General features: G+C 62.4%; 18 protein-coding genes. 10 read left to right on the forward strand and 8 right to left on the reverse strand.

The genetic code is table 11. From position 1 onward, the window contains the following. Positions 1–72 precede the first annotated feature (72 nt). From L6D81_RS16255 to L6D81_RS16265, 3 genes are read right to left on the reverse strand one after another with little or no spacing between them, the layout of a single operon-like run. Positions 73–375 carry an amidase gene (locus L6D81_RS16255; protein WP_236180996.1) on the reverse strand — a complete coding sequence of 101 codons (303 nt, stop codon included), beginning with the start codon at positions 373–375 and terminating at the stop codon, positions 73–75. Further along, positions 372–1,451, reverse strand: coding sequence for a serine hydrolase domain-containing protein (locus tag L6D81_RS16260; protein ID WP_236180998.1), 1,080 nt, complete (start codon positions 1,449–1,451; stop codon positions 372–374). The genes L6D81_RS16255 and L6D81_RS16260 overlap by 4 nt, the downstream gene beginning before the upstream one ends. Before the next feature lie 31 nt (positions 1,452–1,482). Further along, positions 1,483–2,388, reverse strand: coding sequence for an acyl-CoA dehydrogenase family protein (locus tag L6D81_RS16265; protein WP_236181000.1), 906 nt, complete (start codon positions 2,386–2,388; stop codon positions 1,483–1,485). Positions 2,389–2,541: 153 nt separating this feature from the next. Here L6D81_RS16265 and olsB point away from each other — a divergent pair, with 153 nt between their 5' ends. Together olsB and L6D81_RS16275 are read left to right on the forward strand one after the other, a co-directional pair. Then, positions 2,542–3,297 carry an L-ornithine N(alpha)-acyltransferase gene (gene olsB, locus L6D81_RS16270; RefSeq protein ID WP_236181002.1) on the forward strand — a complete coding sequence of 252 codons (756 nt, stop codon included), beginning with the start codon at positions 2,542–2,544 and terminating at the stop codon, positions 3,295–3,297. Then, the gene (locus L6D81_RS16275; RefSeq protein ID WP_236181004.1) at positions 3,297–4,091 is read left to right on the forward strand and encodes a lysophospholipid acyltransferase family protein; all 795 of its coding nucleotides are present in this window, start codon (positions 3,297–3,299) and stop codon (positions 4,089–4,091) included. The genes olsB and L6D81_RS16275 overlap by 1 nt, the downstream gene beginning before the upstream one ends. Before the next feature lie 14 nt (positions 4,092–4,105). On the opposite strand, the gene L6D81_RS16280 is transcribed toward L6D81_RS16275, so the two are convergent. Continuing rightward, positions 4,106–4,678 (reverse strand): acyl carrier protein phosphodiesterase, encoded by a 573-nt coding sequence (locus L6D81_RS16280; protein WP_236181006.1) that lies wholly within the window; start codon positions 4,676–4,678, stop codon positions 4,106–4,108. 171 nt (positions 4,679–4,849) lie between these two features. Here L6D81_RS16280 and L6D81_RS16285 point away from each other — a divergent pair, with 171 nt between their 5' ends. From L6D81_RS16285 to L6D81_RS16295, 3 genes are read left to right on the forward strand one after another with little or no spacing between them, the layout of a single operon-like run. Next, entirely contained in the window at positions 4,850–5,152 is a 303-nt protein-coding gene (locus L6D81_RS16285) for an ArsR/SmtB family transcription factor (RefSeq protein ID WP_007957866.1), read from the forward strand. A 33-nt stretch (positions 5,153–5,185) separates the two neighbouring features. After that, positions 5,186–6,349, forward strand: a complete 1,164-nt coding sequence (locus tag L6D81_RS16290) for an MFS transporter (protein ID WP_011332833.1) — start codon at positions 5,186–5,188, stop codon at positions 6,347–6,349. A 32-nt stretch (positions 6,350–6,381) separates the two neighbouring features. After that, positions 6,382–7,431 (forward strand): alkene reductase, encoded by a 1,050-nt coding sequence (locus tag L6D81_RS16295; protein ID WP_236181009.1) that lies wholly within the window; start codon positions 6,382–6,384, stop codon positions 7,429–7,431. A 249-nt stretch (positions 7,432–7,680) separates the two neighbouring features. On the opposite strand, the gene L6D81_RS16300 is transcribed toward L6D81_RS16295, so the two are convergent. Continuing rightward, positions 7,681–8,313, reverse strand: a complete 633-nt coding sequence (locus L6D81_RS16300) for a TetR family transcriptional regulator (RefSeq protein ID WP_236181011.1) — start codon at positions 8,311–8,313, stop codon at positions 7,681–7,683. Between the two features lie 266 nt (positions 8,314–8,579). On the opposite strand from L6D81_RS16300, the gene emhA reads away from it, so the two are divergent. The 5 genes from emhA (at position 8,580) to L6D81_RS16325 (ending at position 16,905) form a co-directional block, all read left to right on the forward strand. Next, positions 8,580–9,737, forward strand: coding sequence for an efflux RND transporter periplasmic adaptor subunit EmhA (emhA, locus tag L6D81_RS16305; protein WP_236181013.1), 1,158 nt, complete (start codon positions 8,580–8,582; stop codon positions 9,735–9,737). 3 nt (positions 9,738–9,740) lie between these two features. Further along, entirely contained in the window at positions 9,741–12,905 is a 3,165-nt protein-coding gene (emhB, locus tag L6D81_RS16310) for an efflux RND transporter permease subunit EmhB (RefSeq protein WP_236181016.1), read from the forward strand. Continuing rightward, complete coding sequence (gene emhC / locus L6D81_RS16315; protein WP_236181018.1) at positions 12,902–14,362, forward strand: efflux RND transporter outer membrane subunit EmhC; 1,461 nt, start codon at positions 12,902–12,904, stop codon at positions 14,360–14,362. Before emhB ends, emhC begins: the two co-directional genes overlap by 4 nt. A gap of 290 nt (positions 14,363–14,652) precedes the next feature. Further along, positions 14,653–15,912: an OprD family porin gene (locus tag L6D81_RS16320; RefSeq protein WP_236181020.1), complete on the forward strand. Its 1,260-nt coding sequence runs from the start codon at positions 14,653–14,655 to the stop codon at positions 15,910–15,912. 186 nt (positions 15,913–16,098) lie between these two features. Continuing rightward, a complete protein-coding gene (locus L6D81_RS16325; protein ID WP_236181022.1) occupies positions 16,099–16,905 on the forward strand; it encodes a methyltransferase domain-containing protein in 807 nt (268 codons plus the stop codon). Between the two features lie 51 nt (positions 16,906–16,956). Here the strand turns inward: L6D81_RS16325 and pcaC are convergent, their stop codons facing one another. The 3 genes from pcaC to L6D81_RS16340 are packed head-to-tail and all read right to left on the reverse strand — an operon-like array spanning position 16,957 to position 19,529. Continuing rightward, on the reverse strand, positions 16,957–17,349 hold the full coding sequence (gene pcaC, locus L6D81_RS16330) for a 4-carboxymuconolactone decarboxylase (protein ID WP_011332825.1): 393 nt from the start codon (positions 17,347–17,349) through the stop codon (positions 16,957–16,959). 11 nt (positions 17,350–17,360) lie between these two features. Continuing rightward, positions 17,361–18,152, reverse strand: coding sequence for a 3-oxoadipate enol-lactonase (pcaD, locus tag L6D81_RS16335; protein WP_236181024.1), 792 nt, complete (start codon positions 18,150–18,152; stop codon positions 17,361–17,363). Positions 18,153–18,164: 12 nt separating this feature from the next. Beyond that, the gene (locus L6D81_RS16340; RefSeq protein ID WP_236181026.1) at positions 18,165–19,529 is read right to left on the reverse strand and encodes a 3-carboxy-cis,cis-muconate cycloisomerase; all 1,365 of its coding nucleotides are present in this window, start codon (positions 19,527–19,529) and stop codon (positions 18,165–18,167) included. Positions 19,530–19,539: the final 10 nt, after the last annotated feature.

Consider the following 19,539-nt stretch of genomic DNA (forward strand, 5'->3'; position numbering starts at 1 on the left):
CGTGCTCACCGCCAGATAAACGCGAGACACGCGAGAGGACAATCGAATGTGGTTCCACAGGGTGGAACCGGATCAGGGTTGCAGGCGACAGCCCTGCCGTTCGCCCTGCCACTGGGCGCTGTTGCTGCGTCCCAGGCCGCTGGCGGTGACGATTTTTTGTGTGCGGTCATCGGTCAGTTCACTGGGCAGCCACTGCTTCACGTAGCCCCGGCAATATTCGGCGTCGTTGTTCATCACGTAGCGGCACGAACAATATTCCTTGGCGGTGTAGGCGCTGATGATGTCGGGGAAGGCCCATAGGTTTTCGCGCTCGTGCCAGCCCCAGCCCAGCAGCACGACCAGCAGCACCAGCAGGATGCGTTTGAACAGTTTCATGGCCGCACCGCCCCGAGTACGCGCTTGAGCAATTCGTTGTGGCGATAGCGGCCGTCGCGGTCATCGGCGTAGCGCACGATCACCAGTTTTTCGCTCGGGATCACGTACAGCGCCTGGCCCCAGTGACCGAGGGCGGCGAAGGTGTCGGGCGGTGCGTCAGGCCATGGCGAGGGTGCGCCGTCTGCCGGGCGATTGAGCCACCAGTGGCCGCCGGGCACGGCTTCGTCCTGGCGGGCCTTGTAGCCAGCGAAGGGTTGGCGGTTGAAGACGACCCAATCCTTGGGCAGCAATTGCCGGTCGTTCCAGCGTCCGTCCCGCTCCATCAGCAGGCCGATTCGCGCCAGATCCCGGGCGCTCATATAAGCGTAAGAAGACGCGACGAAAGTGCCTGTGGCGTCGGTTTCCCAGGTGGCATGGCGGATGCCCAAGGGATCGAAAAGCGCTGCCCACGGATAGTCCGGATAACGTTGCGGGCCGACGATGGTTTTCAGCGCCGCCGCCAACAGATTGCTGTCGCCGCTGGAATAGCGGAACGCCTGGCCCGCTGGCGCGTAACTGTCGTGATCGGCGGTGAATGCAGCCATGTCGCGGTGACCACGGGTGTAGAGCATCGCCACCACTGAGGATTTCAGCGGGGCGTATTCGTAGTCTTCCTGCCAGTCGATGCCCGAGGCCCAGTGCAGCAGATCCTTGATCGTGATGGCCGGGTGTTTTTCCAGCGTCGGGTAATATTTCGCGGCCGGGTCATCGAGCTTGAACAGGCCTTCGCTGTACGCCACGCCGAGCACCGTGGCCATGAGGCTTTTGCTGATCGACCAGGTCAGGTGCGGCGTGTCGGCGGTGGTCGCGCCGGCGTAGCGTTCGTAGATGACCTGACCGTCACGGATCACCAGCAAGGCGTCGGTGCGGATGCCTTTGCGGGTGCTGTCATCGCGGGCCGGGAAGGCATAGGCCGCCAGTGCCTCGACGGCGGGACCGGTGATTTTCACGCCGGTCGGCCATTGCTCGCCCGGCCATTGTCCGGCCTGAACCGTGAAGCTGAGCAGCAGCAGAAACAGGGACAGGCCTTTGCACATGGTGAGGGCTCTGGGGATGAACCTGACAAGACTAGCCGGGGTTCATGACAGATGTGTTTTGGCTAGCCGCCAAGGCCTTGGCCAGTCGTTTGGCCCGCGCACCCGCCGCCAGTTGCATGACCGACTGATCGCGCTGCCACATCGTCGCCCACTCAGGATTGCCATCACGCAAGGCCTGATCGACTTCCGCTTTGAGCCCGTCGAACTGCGCAAACAATCCGCCGAGCAACACATGCCCGGCAGGATTGTTCGGCGGCTGGCGACTGACTTCCGCACAACCGGCCAACAGCGCCAGCAAGCTCAATTGCAGCGGCTGCGGCCAGCCGCTGTCCTGACCGATGCCGTACAGCCATGCAGTCATTGCGCTCAACACGTAAACGTCTTCAAGGGTGCGGAACGGTTTGACGTAGGCATCCCAACCATCCCCGGCGAGCAGCTCACACAACGCATCATCAAGATGCAGCCGGCCATGACTGATGTCCGGCATCAGCGGCAGCGCCGGGAGTTTTTCCACCCGCACGCCGGGTTCGCCGGGATACACCACCGCCAGGCTCAGGCGCGGTGATTCGCCGGGTTGTTCACTGCGCGCGGCGATCAGCAGCCAGTCCGCCGCATCGCCGGCGGTGACGAAATCCTTTTGCCCGGTGAGGCGCAGATCCGTAAGCCGGGTCTGCATGTCCGCCGGGCGCAGGCTGCGCTGCTCGGTCGCACACAGCGCGCCGAGGCTCGGCGGCGCGCTCGGCCAGAGCATGCGCAGCGCCGCCTGATACCCCACCAGAAACGCCAGCCCCGGCGTCGCCATCCGCCGCCCGCCGGCCACCGCCAGTTCGAACGGCGTGACGCTGCCCAGTGGATGCAGCAACGTGGCGAACCCCTCCGCCAGGTCGGCAGCGGCGGGCAGGCGTTCGCGGCATTCAAGCAGGGTCGGCCAGGTCATCAGAGGCTCCTCGTGGGCTGTCATATAAGCATCACCAAACATTCATGGCGATGACACCGGGGCTACATAGCCTGACTTTGCACAACACGGCTGCATAAAGAAAGTCGATCGGCTGCAACCCATGACGGGTTCAAGGCCCGTACGGAGATTCACATGACTCAGATCGCCCGCATCAGCGACACCGGCAATGAACGCCGCCTGCAAGCCGAACGCCTGATCGGCGCCGAGGCCCTGCAGCAAGCCCAGGCCTTGCGCTTCAACGTGTTCAGCGGCGAGTTCAACGCCAAGCTGAACGGCGCGGAGCTGGGCCTGGACATGGATGACTATGATGTTCACTGCAGCCACATCGGCGTGCGTGACCTGAACACCGGTCGTCTGGTGGCGACCACTCGTCTGCTCGATCACACCGCCGCCAGCAGCCTGGGCAAGTTCTACAGCGAAGAAGAATTCAGCCTGCATGGCCTCGCGCATCTGCAAGGCCCGATCCTGGAAATCGGCCGCACCTGCGTCGACCCGGCCTACCGCAATGGCGGCACCATCGCCGTGCTCTGGGGCGAACTGGCCGAAGTCCTGAACCAGGGCGGCTACAGCTACCTGATGGGCTGCGCGAGCATCCCGATGCAGGATGGCGGCGTACAGGCCCACGCGATCATGCAGCGCCTGCGCGAACGCTATCTGTGCACCGAACACCTGCGCGCCGAGCCGAAGAATCCGCTGCCGAGCCTCGACATTCCGTCGAACGTGATCGCCGAAATGCCACCGCTGCTCAAGGCCTACATGCGCCTGGGCGCGAAGATCTGCGGCGAGCCGTGCTGGGACGAAGACTTCCAGGTCGCCGACGTGTTCATCCTGCTCAAGCGCGAAGAACTCTGCCCGCGCTACGCCAAGCACTTCAAGGCGGCCGTGTGATGAGCCGGCTGCGGGTGTACGCGCGGATCGCGCGAGTGCTGCTGGTGGTGACGCTGGGCCTGAGCATGGCCGGTGTCTTCGGGGTTTTCGAGCGCCTGGGACTGGCCCATTCGATGGTGCGCCGGCAGCGCTGGTCGCGGTTCTTCATGGCGCGCCTGAGCAATGCCCTGCCCTTTCGCGTGACCGTTCACGGTGAGCTGCCGAAACAGCCGATGCTGTGGGTCAGCAACCATGTGTCGTGGACCGACATTCCGCTGCTGGGCATGCTGGCGCCGTTGTCGTTTCTGTCCAAGGCTGAAGTGCGCACCTGGCCGGTGGCCGGCTGGCTGGCGGCGAAGGCCGGCAGTCTGTTCATCCGTCGCGGTTCGGGCGACAGCCAGTTGATCCGCAAACAGATGACCCGTCACCTGCAAACCGATCATCCGCTGCTGATGTTCCCGGAAGGCACCACCACCGATGGCCGTTCGCTGCGTACCTTTCATGGTCGCCTGCTGTCGGCGGCAATCGATTCCGAGGTGAAGCTGCAACCGGTGGCGATCCGTTATCTGCGCGAGGGCAAGATCGATTCGCTGGCGCCATTCATTGGTGACGATGATCTGCTGTCGCACCTGATGCGCCTGTTCAGCAACGACTGCGGCGATGTCGAAATCCATCTGCTCAAGCCGATTGCCTGCCTGGGCCGGGAACGCGCTGCATTAGCGTTCGAGGCGCAGCAGGCGGTGCAGAAAGCCTTGTTCGGCGATGTGCTCAAACCGGTCGAAGCGCAACACGCCCGCGATCTGATCGCGGCCTGATCGACGGCGTCTGCCTACAGCTGCCGGCCGGCAAAGTCCTGCAGCTGTGGGTAGAACAAACGAAAGTCCTCGCTCAACGGCTCATACAACCGGCGCAATTCCTCCATCGCCCCCGCCAATTCTTCCGGCCGAGTCAGGCGCCGGGAGATCCCGCGCAACACCTGCTCCAGCACTTCGAATTGCTGATACGAGCCCAACCAGTCATTGGCCACCATGTGCGGGGCGATCGTTGCCAGGCGCTCGGGCAATTGCCGCTCGCTGGACAGCACGCGATAAACGTCGGTGGTGAATTGGCCCAGCGGTCGGTCGGCGTACAGCGTCCAGTCACGGGCCAGACAATGGTCGAAAAACACGTCGAGGACGATGCCCGCGTAACGGCGGCGGGTCGTGGAGAACCGCGCCAGCGAGGCATCCACCAGCGGATGGCGATCGGTGAACACGTCGATTTGCCGATGCAGGGCAATCGCCGCTTCGATCTCCGGATCGAACTGCCCTTGCAGCCGCCCTTTGACGAAATCGCCATACAGACTGCCGAGCAGTTGACCGGGGCGCTGTCCACCCAGGTGTAAATGTGCGAGATAGTTCATGGGCGCAGCTTAGCACCGCGCCCGCGTTTGTTTACACCTCACATATCGTTATAACCCGATATACCGATTTATGCGGTCGTCAGATCAAATTCATATTGGTGTATCGCGAAGTACCGATATAAAGTTCGCCTCATCGCGATATAGCGCTACACACATCACGAGCACCCAGCCATGAACATTGACCTCGACGAAATAATAAAAGCCCTGGCACATCCAGTACGGCGAGACATCCTCAACTGGCTGAAAGACCCGAAGGCCCAGTTTCCGGAACAAATCCACAACCACGAATACGGCATCTGCGCCGGGCAGATCGATCAACGCTGCGGCCTGTCGCAATCAACCGTTTCCGCCCACCTGGCCACCCTGCAACGGGCCGGGCTGATCAGCAGCCAGAAGGCCGGCCAGTGGCACTTTTTCAAACGCAACGAGGACGTGATCCAGGCGTTCCTCAGCACCCTCAGCAAAGAGCTCTGACCCTTAACGTCAGCCAGCCAAAAGGACCAGACAATGCCCCTCTCGCTTCTCATACTCGCCTTGAGCGCCTTCGCCATCGGCACCACCGAGTTCGTCATCATGGGCCTGCTGCCCAATGTCGCGGCTGACCTCGGTGTGTCGATCCCTGGTGCTGGCTGGCTGGTGACCGGCTACGCCCTGGGCGTGGCGATTGGTGCACCGTTCATGGCAATGGCCACTGCAAAATTGCCGCGCAAAGCTGCACTGGTAACGCTGATGGGCATCTTCATTATCGGCAACCTGCTCTGCGCCATCGCCACTGATTACAACGTGCTGATGTTCGCCCGAGTGGTTACCGCCCTCTGCCACGGTGCGTTCTTCGGCATCGGTTCGGTGGTCGCGGCGAATCTGGTGGCGCCAAACAAACGCGCCTCGGCCGTGGCCCTGATGTTCACCGGCCTGACCCTGGCCAACGTGCTCGGCGTGCCGCTGGGCACCGCCCTCGGTCAGGAAGCCGGCTGGCGCTCGACCTTCTGGGCCGTGACCGTGATCGGTGTGATTGCACTGATCGGCCTGATCCGCTTCCTGCCGGCCAAGCGTGACGAAGAAAAGCTCGACATGCGCGCCGAACTGGCCGCGCTCAAGGGCGCCGGCATCTGGCTGTCGCTGAGCATGACCGCGCTGTTCGCCGCCTCGGTGTTCACCCTCTTCACTTACGTCGCACCGCTGCTGGGCGATGTCACCGGTGTCTCGCCCCGTGGCGTGACCTGGACCCTGATGCTCATCGGCCTGGGGCTGACCGTCGGCAACATCATTGGCGGCAAACTGGCCGACAAGGGCCTGGCCGCGACGCTGATCGGCGTGTTCATCGCGATGGCCGTGACCTCCACTGTCCTGACCTGGACCAGCATCGCGCTGATCCCCACCGAAATCACCCTGTTCCTCTGGGCCACCGCGTGTTTCGCCGCCGTGCCGGCCCTGCAAGTGAACGTTGTGACCTACGGCCAGGCCGCACCGAACCTGGTGTCGACCCTGAACATCGGCGCCTTCAACGTCGGCAACGCCCTCGGCGCCTGGGTCGGCGGCAGCGTCATCGCCCACGGCTACGGCCTGACCAGCGTGCCTCTCGCCGCTGCGGCACTCGCGGTCCTGGCCCTGCTGGTGACCCTGATCACATTCCGCCAGAACGGCAATCCCGAACTGGCCACCGCTAACTGATTCACTCACTTACCTCACGAGGGTTGTATCTCATGGCAACAATTTTCGATCCGATCAAACTGGGCGACCTTGAGCTGTCCAACCGCATCATCATGGCGCCGCTGACCCGCTGCCGCGCCGACGAGGGCCGCGTGCCGAACGCACTGATGGCCGAGTACTACGTACAACGCGCCTCGGCCGGCCTGATCCTCAGCGAAGCCACGTCGGTCACCCCGATGGGCGTCGGCTACCCGGACACGCCGGGTATCTGGTCCAACGACCAGGTGCGCGGCTGGACCAACGTGACCAAGGCCGTTCACGCCGCCGGCGGCAAGATCGTCCTGCAACTGTGGCACGTCGGCCGGATCTCCCACCCGTCGTACCTGAACGGCGAAACACCGGTTGCACCGAGCGCCATCCAGCCTAAAGGCCATGTCAGTCTGGTTCGCCCGCTGGCCGATTATCCAACCCCGCGTGCCCTGGAAACCGCTGAAATCGCCGACATCGTCGACGCCTACCGCGTCGGTGCAGAAAACGCCAAGGCCGCCGGTTTCGACGGCGTGGAAATCCACGGCGCCAACGGCTACCTGCTCGACCAGTTCCTGCAAAGCAGCACCAACCAGCGCACCGACCACTACGGCGGCTCCCTGGAAAACCGTGCCCGCCTGCTGCTGGAAGTCACTGACGCGGCGATCGAAGTCTGGGGCGCCGGTCGTGTCGGCGTACACCTGGCACCGCGCGCCGACTCCCATGACATGGGCGACGACAACCTGGCCGAAACCTTCACCTACGTCGCTCGCGAACTGGGCAAGCGTGGCATCGCCTTCATCTGCTCCCGCGAGAAAGAAGGTGCCGACAGCCTCGGCCCACAACTGAAGGAAGCCTTCGGCGGCGCGTACATCGCCAACGAGCGCTTCACCAAGGACAGCGCCAACGCCTGGCTGGCCGAAGGCAAGGCTGACGCGGTGGCATTCGGCATCCCGTTCATTGCCAACCCGGACCTCCCGGCCCGTTTGAAGGCCGATGCGCCGCTGAACGAACCGCACCCGGAAACCTTCTACGGCAAAGGCGCAGTCGGCTACCTCGACTACCCGACGCTATAAGCCACACCGCAGAAACACAAAAGCCCCCGACTCGCGAGAGTCGGGGGCTTTTTATTGGTCGCCGGTGGCTGAACCGTTCACATTCGTTCACAGGCTCGACACAAAATCCCTACAAAATACGTAGCTCGCTACATATCAACCCGCGCCGCAGCGGTATATAAAAGCATCCCATTGCAGCGGGGGCGAATGAACAGGGATCTTCACCCTCCTCCGTCATTGACACAAACTGATCCAATAACCCATTTTGTTTCATTTGCGCAGGCTGGGGCTCCAGCGCAGCATGTCCAGCCCGGTATCGACCCAACGCTCCGCCTCGGCGTACAGATCGAAGCTGTCCGGCGCCAGGAGCCATCCATAAAGAAGGCCGTCGATATAGGCGTGAATGCTGATGGCTGCCCGGGCGGTGTCGAGGTCCGCCGGCAACTGCCCACGATTGACCGCGTTACCCAATGTCAGCGCGATCCGCACATTGCAATCGAGGCTGGCGGTCCGGCGCTGCTGGCGCAGATCGCACATTTCATCGGTGAACTCGCACTTATGAAACAGAATTTCGTTGATACGCCGGGTCTTCGGGTCCAGCGCAACCTGATGAAACAAATGAATCAGCAATTGGCGCATGCAACCCAGCGGATCGGGTTCGTCCTCGCTTTCGCTGGCCTTGGCCAGTTCGTCCAGCGGCTCATGCAGGGTATCGAGCATGGCTTGCAACAGATCGGCCTTGTTGCTGAAGTGCCAGTAGATGGCACCGCGCGTCACTCCGGCCAGGGTCGCAATGTCCGACAGCGTCGTGCGGGCCACGCCCCGCTCATAGAAGGCTTTCTCGGCCGCTTCGAGAATCTGGTTGCGCGTTTCCTGAGCTTCCTCTTTGGTACGACGGACCATGGCAGTAAAACCTCAAACAGGATGTTTCAGGGATGGCTGAATATCCGCTGAATAAAAAAGGGTTGATCTCTCGCGGATCGGCTCCCCGGCCTACAATTTCAGACCTTGCGACGATTTTTGTAACAGGGTGGATACGACGCCAAGGTGTTTACAAACAACCATGAACGTAAGTATATTCCTTAGCAAGCTACTTATCCACCCGATAACCCTTTTTTACCCTTCCACACTTCTTGTGCGCTTTTCGCGCGCCTGACCCGAGGATCTTCATGCAATTCAAGCCAGCTGTTACCGCTCTGGTCACTGCCGTCGCCCTGGCATCGCTGCTCAGCGGATGTAAAAAGGAAGAGGCGGCTCCCGCCGCACCACCTCCTCAGGTCGGCGTCGTCACCCTGCAACCACAAGCCTTTACCCTGACTTCCGAACTGCCGGGGCGCACCAGTGCGTTCCGCATTGCCGAGGTTCGTCCGCAGGTCAACGGCATCATTCTCAAGCGTCTGTTCAAGGAAGGCGGCGATGTCAAAGCCGGCCAGCAGCTGTATCAGATCGATCCGTCGGTCTATGAAGCGACCCTGAAAAGCGCCGAAGCCAACCTGCGTTCGACCAAGTCGATCTCCGACCGCTACAAGCAACTGGTCGACGAGCAGGCCGTCAGCCGTCAGGAATACGACACTGCCGTGGCCAACCGCCTGCAGTCGGAAGCGTCGTTGCAGAGCGCACAGATCAACGTGCGCTACACCAAGGTCTATGCACCGATTTCCGGCCGTATCGGCCGCTCTTCGGTGACCGAAGGCGCACTGGTCAGCAACGGCCAGACCGACGCGATGGCCGTGATCCAGCAACTGGACCCGATCTACGTCGACGTCACCCAGTCCTCGGTCGAGTTGCTGGAACTGCGTCGCGAACTGGAAAGCGGTCGTCTGCAGAAGGCCGGCGACAACGCCGCTGCGGTCAAGCTGACCCTTGAAGACGGCAGCCAGTACAAGCTCGACGGTAAGCTGGAATTCTCCGAAGTGTCGGTTGATCAGACCACCGGTTCCGTGACCCTGCGCGCCGTGTTCCCGAACCCGGATCACACCCTGTTGCCGGGCATGTTCGTCCACGCCCAGTTGCAGGCCGGCGTGAACAGCGCTGCGATCCTCGCACCGCAGCAAGGCGTGACCCGCGACCTCAAAGGCACCCCGACCGCACTGGTCGTCGGCCCGGATAACAAGGTCGAACTGCGTCAGCTCAAGGCCAGCCGCACTGTCGGCAGCCAGTGGCTGATCGAAGACGGCCTGAAGGCCGGCGATCGTCTGATCACCGAAGGGCTGCAATTCGTCAAACCGGGTGTTGAGGTCAAACCGACCGAAGCCACCAACGTCGGCAACAAAAACCCGGCCCCCGCTCAGGCAGCTGACAAAGCCGCCGGCGGCAAAGGGGAGTAATCCATGTCAAAATTTTTCATCGACCGTCCGATTTTCGCCTGGGTAATTGCCCTGGTGATCATGCTGGTCGGGGCACTTTCGATCCTGAAGTTGCCGATCAACCAGTACCCGAGCATTGCGCCACCGGCCATTGCGATCTCCGTGACCTACCCGGGTGCTTCGGCACAAACGGTTCAGGACACCGTGGTCCAGGTGATCGAGCAGCAGCTCAACGGTATCGACAACCTGCGTTATGTGTCCTCGGAAAGTAACTCCGACGGCAGCATGACCATCACCGCAACCTTCGAGCAAGGCACCAACTCCGACACCGCGCAGGTCCAGGTCCAGAACAAGCTGAACCTGGCCACCCCGCTGCTGCCGCAGGAAGTGCAGCAACAGGGTATCCGCGTGACCAAGGCAGTGAAGAACTTCCTGCTGGTGATCGGCGTGGTCTCGCGTGACGGCAGCATGACCAAGGACGACCTGTCCAACTACATCGTGTCGAACATGCAGGACCCGATCTCGCGGACCGCCGGTGTCGGTGACTTCCAGGTCTTCGGTGCCCAGTACGCGATGCGCATCTGGCTCGACCCGGCCAAGCTGAACAACTTCAACCTGACCCCGGTCGATGTGAAAACCGCGATTGCGGCGCAGAACGTCCAGGTTTCGTCCGGTCAGCTCGGTGGCTTGCCTGCCGTGCAGGGCCAGCAACTGAACGCCACGATCATCGGCAAGACCCGTCTGCAGACTGCCGAGCAGTTCAAGGAGATTCTGCTCAAGGTCAACAAAGACGGCTCGCAGGTTCGCCTCAAAGACGTCGCCGACGTCGGCCTGGGTGGCGAGAACTATGCGATCAGCGCCCAGTTCAATGGCAGCCCGGCTTCCGGTCTGGCGGTGAAACTGGCCAACGGCGCCAACGCCCTCGACACCGCCAAGGCTCTGCGCAAGACGATTGACGACCTCAAGCCATTCTTCCCGCAAGGCATGGAAGTGGTGTTCCCGTACGACACCACCCCGGTGGTGACCGAGTCGATCAAGGGTGTGGTTGAAACCCTGGTCGAAGCGATCGTGCTGGTGTTCCTGGTGATGTTCCTGTTCCTGCAGAACTTCCGCGCCACCGTCATCACCACCATGACCGTGCCGGTGGTATTGCTCGGTACGTTCGGCATCCTCGCGGCGGCCGGTTTCAGCATCAACACCCTGACCATGTTCGGTATGGTGCTCGCCATCGGCCTGCTGGTGGACGACGCCATCGTCGTGGTGGAAAACGTCGAGCGGGTGATGAGCGAAGAAGGCTTGTCACCCAAGGAAGCGACCAAGAAATCCATGGGCCAGATCCAGGGCGCCCTGGTCGGTATTGCCCTGGTACTGTCGGCGGTACTGCTGCCGATGGCGTTCTTCAGCGGCTCTACCGGTGTGATCTACAAGCAGTTCTCGATCACCATCGTGTCGGCCATGGCGTTGTCGGTACTGGTCGCGCTGATCTTCACACCGGCGCTGTGCGCCACCATGCTCAAGGCGATCCCGCACGGTGAGCACGGCGCGCCGAAAAAAGGCTTCTTCGGCTGGTTCAATCGCAACTTCGACCGTGGCGTTCGTGGCTACGAGCGCGGTGTCGGCAACATCCTGCAGCGCAAGGCCCCTTACCTGCTGGCCTACCTGCTGATCGTGGTCGGCATGATCTGGTTGTTCACCCGCATTCCGACCGCGTTCCTGCCGGAAGAAGACCAGGGCGTTCTGTTTGCCCAGGTGCAGACGCCAGCCGGCTCCAGTGCCCAGCGCACTCAGGTGGTGGTGGATGAGATGCGTGAATTCCTGCTGCGTCCGACCAAGGACGGCGGTGAAGGCGACGCCGTAGCCTCGGTGTTCACCGTGACCGGCTTCAACTTCGCCGGCCGTGGCCAGAGTTCGGGGATGGCGTTCATCATGCTCAAGCCGTGGGACGAACGTAACGCCGACAACAGCGTGTTCAAGCTCGCCGCCCGCGCCCAGCAGCACTTCTTCAGCTTCCGCGATGCGATGGTGTTCGCCTTCGCCCCGCCGGCCGTACTGGAGTTGGGTAACGCCACCGGTTTCGACGTGTTCCTGCAGGACCGCGCCGGTATCGGTCACGAAAAACTGATGGCGGCGCGCAACCAGTTCCTGGGCATGGCCGCTCAAAGCAAAGTGCTGACTCAGGTTCGTCCGAACGGTCTGAACGACGAACCACAGTTCCAGCTGGAAATCGACGACGAGAAGGCCAGTGCCCTGGGCATCACCATCTCCGACATCAACAACACCCTGTCGATTGCCTTGGGCAGTAGCTACGTCAACGACTTCATCGACCGCGGTCGGGTGAAGAAGGTGTACGTACAGGGCCGGCCAGACTCGCGCATGAACCCGGAAGACCTGAAGAAGTGGTACGTACGCAACGCCAGCGGCACCATGGTTCCGTTCTCCGCATTCGCCAAGGGCGAGTGGATCTACGGTTCGCCGAAGCTGGCGCGTTACAACGGCGTTGAAGCGGTCGAGATCCTCGGCGCTCCGGCTCCGGGTTACTCCACTGGTGAGGCGATGGCCGAAGTCGAAGCGATAGCCAAGAAGCTGCCGGCCGGTGTGGGTATCTCGTGGACCGGTCTGTCGTACGAAGAACGACTGTCCGGTTCGCAGGCTCCGGCGCTGTACGCGCTGTCGCTGCTGATGGTGTTCCTGTGTCTGGCGGCGCTGTATGAAAGCTGGTCGATTCCGATCGCGGTCATGCTGGTGGTACCGCTGGGGATCATCGGTGCGCTGATGGCCACCAGCCTGCGCGGTCTGTCGAACGACGTGTACTTCCAGGTGGGTCTGTTGACGACCATCGGTCTGGCGGCTAAAAACGCCATTCTGATCGTCGAGTTCGCCAAGGAATTGCACGAGCAGGGACGCAGCCTGCGCGATGCGGCCATCGAAGCCTGTCGCATGCGTCTGCGACCGATCATCATGACGTCGCTGGCCTTCGTCCTCGGTGTTGTACCGCTGGCTATCTCCACCGGCGCAGGCTCGGGCAGTCAACACGCGATCGGTACCGGCGTGATTGGCGGTATGCTCACCGCAACAATCCTGGCGATCTTCTGGGTCCCACTGTTCTTCGTCACTGTGTCGTCCATGGGTCAGCGCAAAAACGCCGGCAAGGATGACGCCATAGAAACTCCTAAAGAGGCTGGCCAATGAGCAAGTCGCTACTCTCCCTCGCAGTCGCCGCCTTCGTGCTGAGCGGTTGCTCGCTGATACCGGATTATCAGCAGCCGGAAGCACCGGTGGCAGGCCAATACCCGCAGGGCCCGGCGTACTCGCCGGCCCAGGCACCGGCGCAGGCCGCTGCCGAGCAGGGCTGGAAGCAGTTTTTCCATGACCCGGCCCTGCAACAGCTGATCCAGGTCGCCCTGGAAAACAACCGCGACCTGCGTGTCGCGGCGTTGAACATCGATGCCTACGCGGCTCAATACCGCATCCAGCGCGCCGACCTGTTCCCGGCCGTGTCGGCCAATGCCAGCGGCAGTCGTCAGCGGGTTCCGGCCCGTGCGTCGCAGACCGGTGAAGCGGCCATCAGCAGTTCCTACTCCGCCACCGTCGGTATCAGCGCCTACGAACTCGACCTGTTCGGTCGGGTTCGCAGCCTGAGCGAACAAGCGTTGCAACAATACTTCGCCACCGAAGAAGCGCGCCGCAGCACCCAGATCAGCCTGGTGGCCAGCGTGGCCAACGCCTACCTGACCTGGCAGGCCGACAAGGAACTGCTCAAGCTGACGCAGGACACCCTCGGTGCCTTCGAGGAAAGCTACAAGCTGACCAGCCGCAGCAACGAAGTCGGTGTGGCTTCGGCGCTGGACCTGGCGCAGTCGCGCACTTCGGTCGAGAACGCCCGGGCGCAACTGGCGCGTTACACCCGCCAGGTCGCTCAGGACGAAAACAGCCTGACCCTGCTGCTCGGCACCGGCATCCCGGCCAACCTGCAAGCGGCCAAGCCGCTGTCGGATGACCTGCTGGCCGCCGTGCCGGCCGGTCTGCCGTCGGATCTGCTGCAACGCCGTCCGGACATCCTGCAGGCCGAGTACAACCTGAAGGCCGCCAACGCCAACATCGGCGCGGCCCGTGCGGCGTTCTTCCCGAGCATCAGCCTGACCGCCAACGCGGGCAGCCTGAGCCCGGATCTGTCCGGCCTGTTCAAGGGCGGCTCGGGCACCTGGCTGTTCCAGCCGCAGATCAACCTGCCGATCTTCAACGCCGGCAGCCTGCGCGCCAGCCTCGACTACGCCAAGATCCAGAAGGACATTGGCGTGGCGAACTACGAGAAGTCCATTCAAACGGCCTTCCAGGAAGTCGCCGACGGCCTGGCCGCCCGCCAGACCTACACCGAGCAGTTGCAGGCCCAGCGTGATTTCGTTCAGGCCAACCAGGACTACTACCGCCTGGCCGAGCGTCGCTATCGCATTGGCGTCGACAGCAACCTGACCTTCCTTGATGCCCAGCGTCAGCTGTTCAGCGCGCAACAATCGCTGATCACCGACCGCCTCGCGCAGCTGACCAGTGCGGTCAACCTGTACAAGGCCCTGGGCGGCGGCTGGAATGCGCAGACCGCGCAGAACGAGCCGCTCAAAGAAGAAGCGCCGAAGATGAAGTTGTTCTGATCATTCGGTGAACACAAGGAGCCCGCCGATTGGCGGGCTTTTTGTTGCCTGCGAATCTTGCGTTCGGTAATCGCCCCAAATCCACTTTCACCGATTGAATCGCCTCACCCACGCCCCGCACCATTCGAGCCACAAAACCAATAACAACAGGTTCGACACCATGCTCCCGCGCCCTGCTCCATCCGGCTGATCGCCGCCGTTTCGCCTTCTGACTCCATCGCATTTCTGCGCCTCAAAAAACGGCCGCAGCGCCCCCGTTTGCCCCAAAAAAACAAGAGAGACCCGAGCCCATGACAACCTCCCCTGCGCCCTACGCACTTCCCGGTCTGATCGCCCTCGCCCTGGCCGGCATCGCGCTGCCCGCTGCGGCAGAAGAAACCGGTTTTATCGACGGGGCCAAGGTCAACCTGAACCTGCGCAACTTCTACATCAACCGCAACTTCACCAACCCGACCAAGGCTCAGGGCAAGGCTGAAGAATGGACGCAGAACTTCATCCTCGACGCCAAATCCGGCTTCACCCAAGGCACCGTCGGGTTCGGCATGGATGTGCTGGGGTTGTACTCGGTGAAGCTCGATGGCGGTAAAGGCACCGGCGGCACGCAATTGCTGCCGCTGGATCATGACGGTCGCCCGGCGGACAACTTCGGCCGCACCAACGTGGCGTTCAAGGCGAAGCTGTCGCAGACCGAAGTGAAGGTCGGCGAGTGGATGCCGGTGCTGCCGATCCTGCGCTCCGACGACGGGCGCTCGCTGCCGCAAACCTTTCGCGGCGGCCAGATCACCTCGAAGGAAATCGACGGCCTGACCCTTTACGGCGGTCAGTTCCGCGCCAACAGCCCGCGTGACGACAGCAGCATGAGCGACATGTCGATGACCGGCAAAGCCGCGTTCACCTCCGACCGCTTCAACTTCCAGGGCGGCGAATACGTATTCAATGACAAGCGCACACAGATCGGCCTGTGGAACGCCGAGCTCAAGGACATCTACAGTCAGCAGTACGTCAACCTGATTCACAGTCAGCCAGTCGGCGACTGGACCCTCGGCGCCAACCTCGGTTTCTTCTATGGCAAGGACGACGGCAGCGCCCGCGCCGGCGAGCTCGACAACAAGACCTGGTCAGGCCTGTTCTCGGCAAAATACGGTGGCCACACCTTCTACGTCGGCCTGCAGAAACTCACCGGCGACAGCGCCTGGATGCGCGTCAACGGCACCAGCGGCGGCACCCTGGCCAACGACAGCTACAACGCCAGCTACGACAACGCGCAGGAACGCTCCTGGCAGGTCCGCCACGACTACAACTTCGTTGCCCTGGGCATCCCCGGCCTGACCCTGATGAACCGTTACATCAGCGGCGACAACGTGCACACCGGCACCATCACCGACGGCAAGGAATGGGGCAGCGAATCGGAACTGGGCTACACCGTGCAGAGCGGCGCGCTGAAGAACCTGAACGTCAGATGGCGCAACTCGACCATGCGCCGCGACTTCAGCAACAACGAGTTCGACGAGAACCGCCTGATCGTCAGCTATCCGATCAGTTTGCTGTAGGCATCAATCCCGCTGAGGTGCCACCGGTCAGGATGTGTGGCACTTCAGCGGGCATCAATTAAAGTGGAAAAACCTGAAGGACTCAGGCGCCCCACCCTTCCCGCTTCCGTTATCTGTTGATGTTGGTCCCAAGACTCGAGCCAGGCTGTCATCGGAAGACACTGCTGATCACCGGAGGACCACCTCATGCTCACTCGCCTCAACACCACACCCGACTGGGACGCCAGGGCATACCAGCAGTTTTCCCGTCTCAGGCAACGCCCGGTCGATGAATTGCTCGGCCGCGTCGAACTGAACGATCCGAAACGCATTTACGACCTCGGCTGCGGCACCGGCATCGCCACGAAGGCTCTGGCAGATCGCTGGCCCCAGGCAGACCTCAAGGGCATCGACAGTTCGAAAGACATGCTCCAGGTCGCCCGTTGCCTGCCGATCAAGGCACGCTGGCAACACGCCGAACTGCAACACTGGAAGCCCCGCAAACGGGCCGATCTGTTGTTCGCCGCCGCCGTGCTGCATTTCATCGATGACCATCGAACGCTGTTGCCGGGGTTGCTCCGCCACCTCAACCCCGGCGGGTGCCTGGCCGCGCATATGCCGGACTGGCGCGATGCACTGTGGTATCAGCTGATGCTCGACACCCTCGACGATGCCGGCCCCTGCGGTCGCCCCATTGGCACTGCACAATTGCGCCAGCGCATGGCCGCGCGGCCGTTGTTGTCGCTGGAGGATTACTACCGGTTGCTGGCCCCGCTGACCGAGTCGCTGGATATTTGGGAAACCGAGCAGTTGCAGGTGGTAGACGGCAAGTCGCCGGTTTATGACTGGGTGAAAGTCTCGGCGCTGCGGCCGGTGATGCAGGGACTGACGTCAGAGGAACAGGCGCGCTTCATTTATCACTACCTGATGCGGGTGCACGCGCATTATCCGCAGGAGGAAAACGGCCATACGTTGTTTGCGTTCAAGCGGATTTTCATTGTTGCCAAGGTGTGAGTTTCAAAGGATCGCAGCCAGTTGAAGGCTGCGATCCCTTGAGTTCAACGATCACTCGCGTGATTCGGTACCCAGTTCATCCCACACTGATTCGGCCAGGTGAAACGTCGCATTCGCCGCCGGAATCCCGCAGTAGATCGCGCTCTGCATGATCACTTCCTTGATCTCGCCCCGGCTCACACCGTTGTTGGCCGCCGCCCGCAGGTGCAACTTGAGTTCACCTTCGCGGTTCATGCCGATCAGCATGGCGATGGTGATCAGGCTGCGGGTGTGGCGTGGCAGGCCCGGGCGGGTCCAGATGTCGCCCCAGGCGTGACGGGTAATCATCTCCTGGAACTCCGAGTTGAACTCGGTCAGCGTGGTCAGGCTGCGATCGACGTGAGCGTCGCCGAGCACTGCGCGGCGCACTTGCATGCCGTCGTCGTAACGTTGTTTCTCGTCCACGGAAATCCCCTTCAGTCAGCCAGCAGGAATGTCAGCACACGGTCGCTGAACGCGTCGCCGGCCTGAACGTTGGAAAGATGCGCCGCATAAAACTCGGCGTACTCGGCGCCGCTCACATGCTCCTGAATGAAATGGCCGCCGGACGGTGGTGTCACCGCATCCTCGATACCGGCGATTACCAGCAGCGGCCCCTTGATCGACGACAACTGCTCGCGGAAGTCCGCATCACGCACCGCCGCGCAATTGGCTGCGTAACCTTCAGGATGGGTCGCGGCCAGCATGTCGGTGATCTGCTTCGCTGCGGCAGGATTAGCGGCAGAAAAGTCCGGAGTAAACCAACGGGCAATCGACGCATCACGCAACGCAACCATCGCCGCCGGGCCGTCGCGCAGCACGGTTTCGATGCGCGGATTCCACACCGACGGGTCGCCGATTTTCGCCGCCGTGTTGCAGACGACCAGTTTGTTCAGCCGCTGGCCGGCATTGATCCCCAGCCACTGACCGATCAGGCCGCCCATCGACAGGCCGCAGAAATGCGCGCGTTCGATGTGCAGCGCATCCAGCAGCGCCAGCACGTCGCGGCCCAGTTGCTCGATGCTGTAAGGGCCCGGCGTCACCAGCGACTGGCCGTGCCCGCGCGTATCAAAACGCAGTACGCGAAAGTGCTCGGTGAAGGCTGGCATCTGCACGTCCCACATGTGCAGGTCGGTGCCCAACGAGTTCGACAGCACCAGTACCGGCGCATCGACCGGGCCTTCCAATGAGTAATGCAGTTCGCCGTCGGCGAGTTGAACGAAAGCCACAGCCCTCTCCTTTCAGTCAGACAATGCGTTGTGTTCGGCCACTGCCCGCTCGACCCAGACCTGCGCCTGACCGAGGTAACGGGCGGGATCGAGCAGATGATCCAGTTCGGTTGCGCTCAGCTCGGCGGTCACCTGCGGTTCGTCACCGAGTACCGCTCGCAGGTGACGCTGTTCGGCCACCGCCCGTTTGCAGCACTGTTCGAGCAGATGATGCGCGGTATCGCGACCGACCCGTTGCGCCAGCACGATGCTTACCGCTTCAGCCAGCACCAGGCCTTGGGTCAATTCCAGGTTGCGGGCCATGCGCGCGGCATCGACCTCCAGACCGTCGGCCAGCAGCCGGGCCTGTTGCAGCGCGCCCGACACCAGGCAGCAGATGTCCGGCAGGGTTTCCCATTCGGCGTGCCACAAACCGAGACTGCGTTCGTGTTCCTGCGGCATGGCGCTGAACAGCGTCGAGACCAGCCCCGGCACACGGGTCGCCGCACCGATCAGGACCGCGGCGCCCACCGGATTGCGTTTGTGCGGCATGGTCGAGGAACCGCCCTTGCCCGGCGCCGACGGCTCGAACACTTCCGCCGCTTCAGTCTGCATCAACAGACTGATGTCGCGGCCGAATTTGCCGAGGCTGCCGGCGATCAGGCCGAGCACCGCGCCGAACTCGACGATGCGATCACGCTGGGTGTGCCACGGTTGTTCCGGCAAGCTCAGTTGCAGTTCTTCGGCCAGCGCCTGGGCGATCGGCAACGCCTGTTCGCCGAGCGCCGCGAGGGTGCCGGATGCACCGCCGAATTGCAGCACCAGCAGCCGAGGTTTGAGCTCGCGCAGACGCTGACGGCTGCGGGTGATTGCGCCGAGCCAACCGGCGATCTTCATGCCGAGTGTCACCGGCGTCGCATGTTGCAGCCAGGTACGTCCGGCCAGCGGCGTCGCGGCGTGGCGCAGCGCCTGAATGGCGAGGGCGTCGGCCAATTGCGCCAACGCCCCTTCGATCAACTCCAGCGCCTGACGCATTTGCAGCACCAGCCCGGAATCCATCACGTCCTGGCTGGTGGCGCCCAGATGCACATAGCGCTCGGCTTCGGCATCGGTCGCGGCAATCTGTTTGCCCAATGCCTTGACCAGTGGAATCGCCGAATTGCCGGCCGTGGCAATCGCCTCGCCCAGCGCTGCGAAATCAAACAGCCCGGCGCGGCAGGCGTTTTCGATGGCCGCGACAGCATCCGCCGGAATCAACCCGACCCGCGCCTCGGCCCGGGCCAGCGCCGCTTCGAAGTCGAGCATCGCCTGCACCCGGCCCTGATCGCAGAACACTTCGCGCATGTCGCGGGCAGTAAAGTAGGCATCGAACAATTGATTGTCCGGTCGCTGAGTCATAAACAGTCCT

Source organism: Pseudomonas sputi (genome assembly GCF_021603585.1).
GTDB lineage: Bacteria > Pseudomonadota > Gammaproteobacteria > Pseudomonadales > Pseudomonadaceae > Aquipseudomonas > Aquipseudomonas sputi.

Excerpts from the sequence above, each read along its gene's own strand:
- L6D81_RS16300 (WP_236181011.1), bottom strand. The coding sequence starts at position 8,313 with ATGGTCCGTCGTACCAAAGAGGAAGCTCAGGAAACGCGCAACCAGATT.
- emhC (WP_236181018.1), top strand. The coding sequence starts at position 12,902 with ATGAGCAAGTCGCTACTCTCCCTCGCAGTCGCCGCCTTCGTGCTGAGC.
- L6D81_RS16280 (WP_236181006.1), bottom strand. The coding sequence starts at position 4,678 with ATGAACTATCTCGCACATTTACACCTGGGTGGACAGCGCCCCGGTCAA.
- emhA (WP_236181013.1), top strand. The coding sequence starts at position 8,580 with ATGCAATTCAAGCCAGCTGTTACCGCTCTGGTCACTGCCGTCGCCCTG.
- L6D81_RS16260 (WP_236180998.1), bottom strand. The coding sequence starts at position 1,451 with ATGTGCAAAGGCCTGTCCCTGTTTCTGCTGCTGCTCAGCTTCACGGTT.
- L6D81_RS16265 (WP_236181000.1), bottom strand. The coding sequence starts at position 2,388 with ATGACCTGGCCGACCCTGCTTGAATGCCGCGAACGCCTGCCCGCCGCT.
- olsB (WP_236181002.1), top strand. The coding sequence starts at position 2,542 with ATGACTCAGATCGCCCGCATCAGCGACACCGGCAATGAACGCCGCCTG.
- emhB (WP_236181016.1), top strand. The coding sequence starts at position 9,741 with ATGTCAAAATTTTTCATCGACCGTCCGATTTTCGCCTGGGTAATTGCC.
- L6D81_RS16340 (WP_236181026.1), bottom strand. The coding sequence starts at position 19,529 with ATGACTCAGCGACCGGACAATCAATTGTTCGATGCCTACTTTACTGCC.
- L6D81_RS16290 (WP_011332833.1), top strand. The coding sequence starts at position 5,186 with ATGCCCCTCTCGCTTCTCATACTCGCCTTGAGCGCCTTCGCCATCGGC.
- L6D81_RS16285 (WP_007957866.1), top strand. The coding sequence starts at position 4,850 with ATGAACATTGACCTCGACGAAATAATAAAAGCCCTGGCACATCCAGTA.
- L6D81_RS16325 (WP_236181022.1), top strand. The coding sequence starts at position 16,099 with ATGCTCACTCGCCTCAACACCACACCCGACTGGGACGCCAGGGCATAC.
- L6D81_RS16320 (WP_236181020.1), top strand. The coding sequence starts at position 14,653 with ATGACAACCTCCCCTGCGCCCTACGCACTTCCCGGTCTGATCGCCCTC.
- L6D81_RS16255 (WP_236180996.1), bottom strand. The coding sequence starts at position 375 with ATGAAACTGTTCAAACGCATCCTGCTGGTGCTGCTGGTCGTGCTGCTG.
- L6D81_RS16275 (WP_236181004.1), top strand. The coding sequence starts at position 3,297 with ATGAGCCGGCTGCGGGTGTACGCGCGGATCGCGCGAGTGCTGCTGGTG.
- L6D81_RS16295 (WP_236181009.1), top strand. The coding sequence starts at position 6,382 with ATGGCAACAATTTTCGATCCGATCAAACTGGGCGACCTTGAGCTGTCC.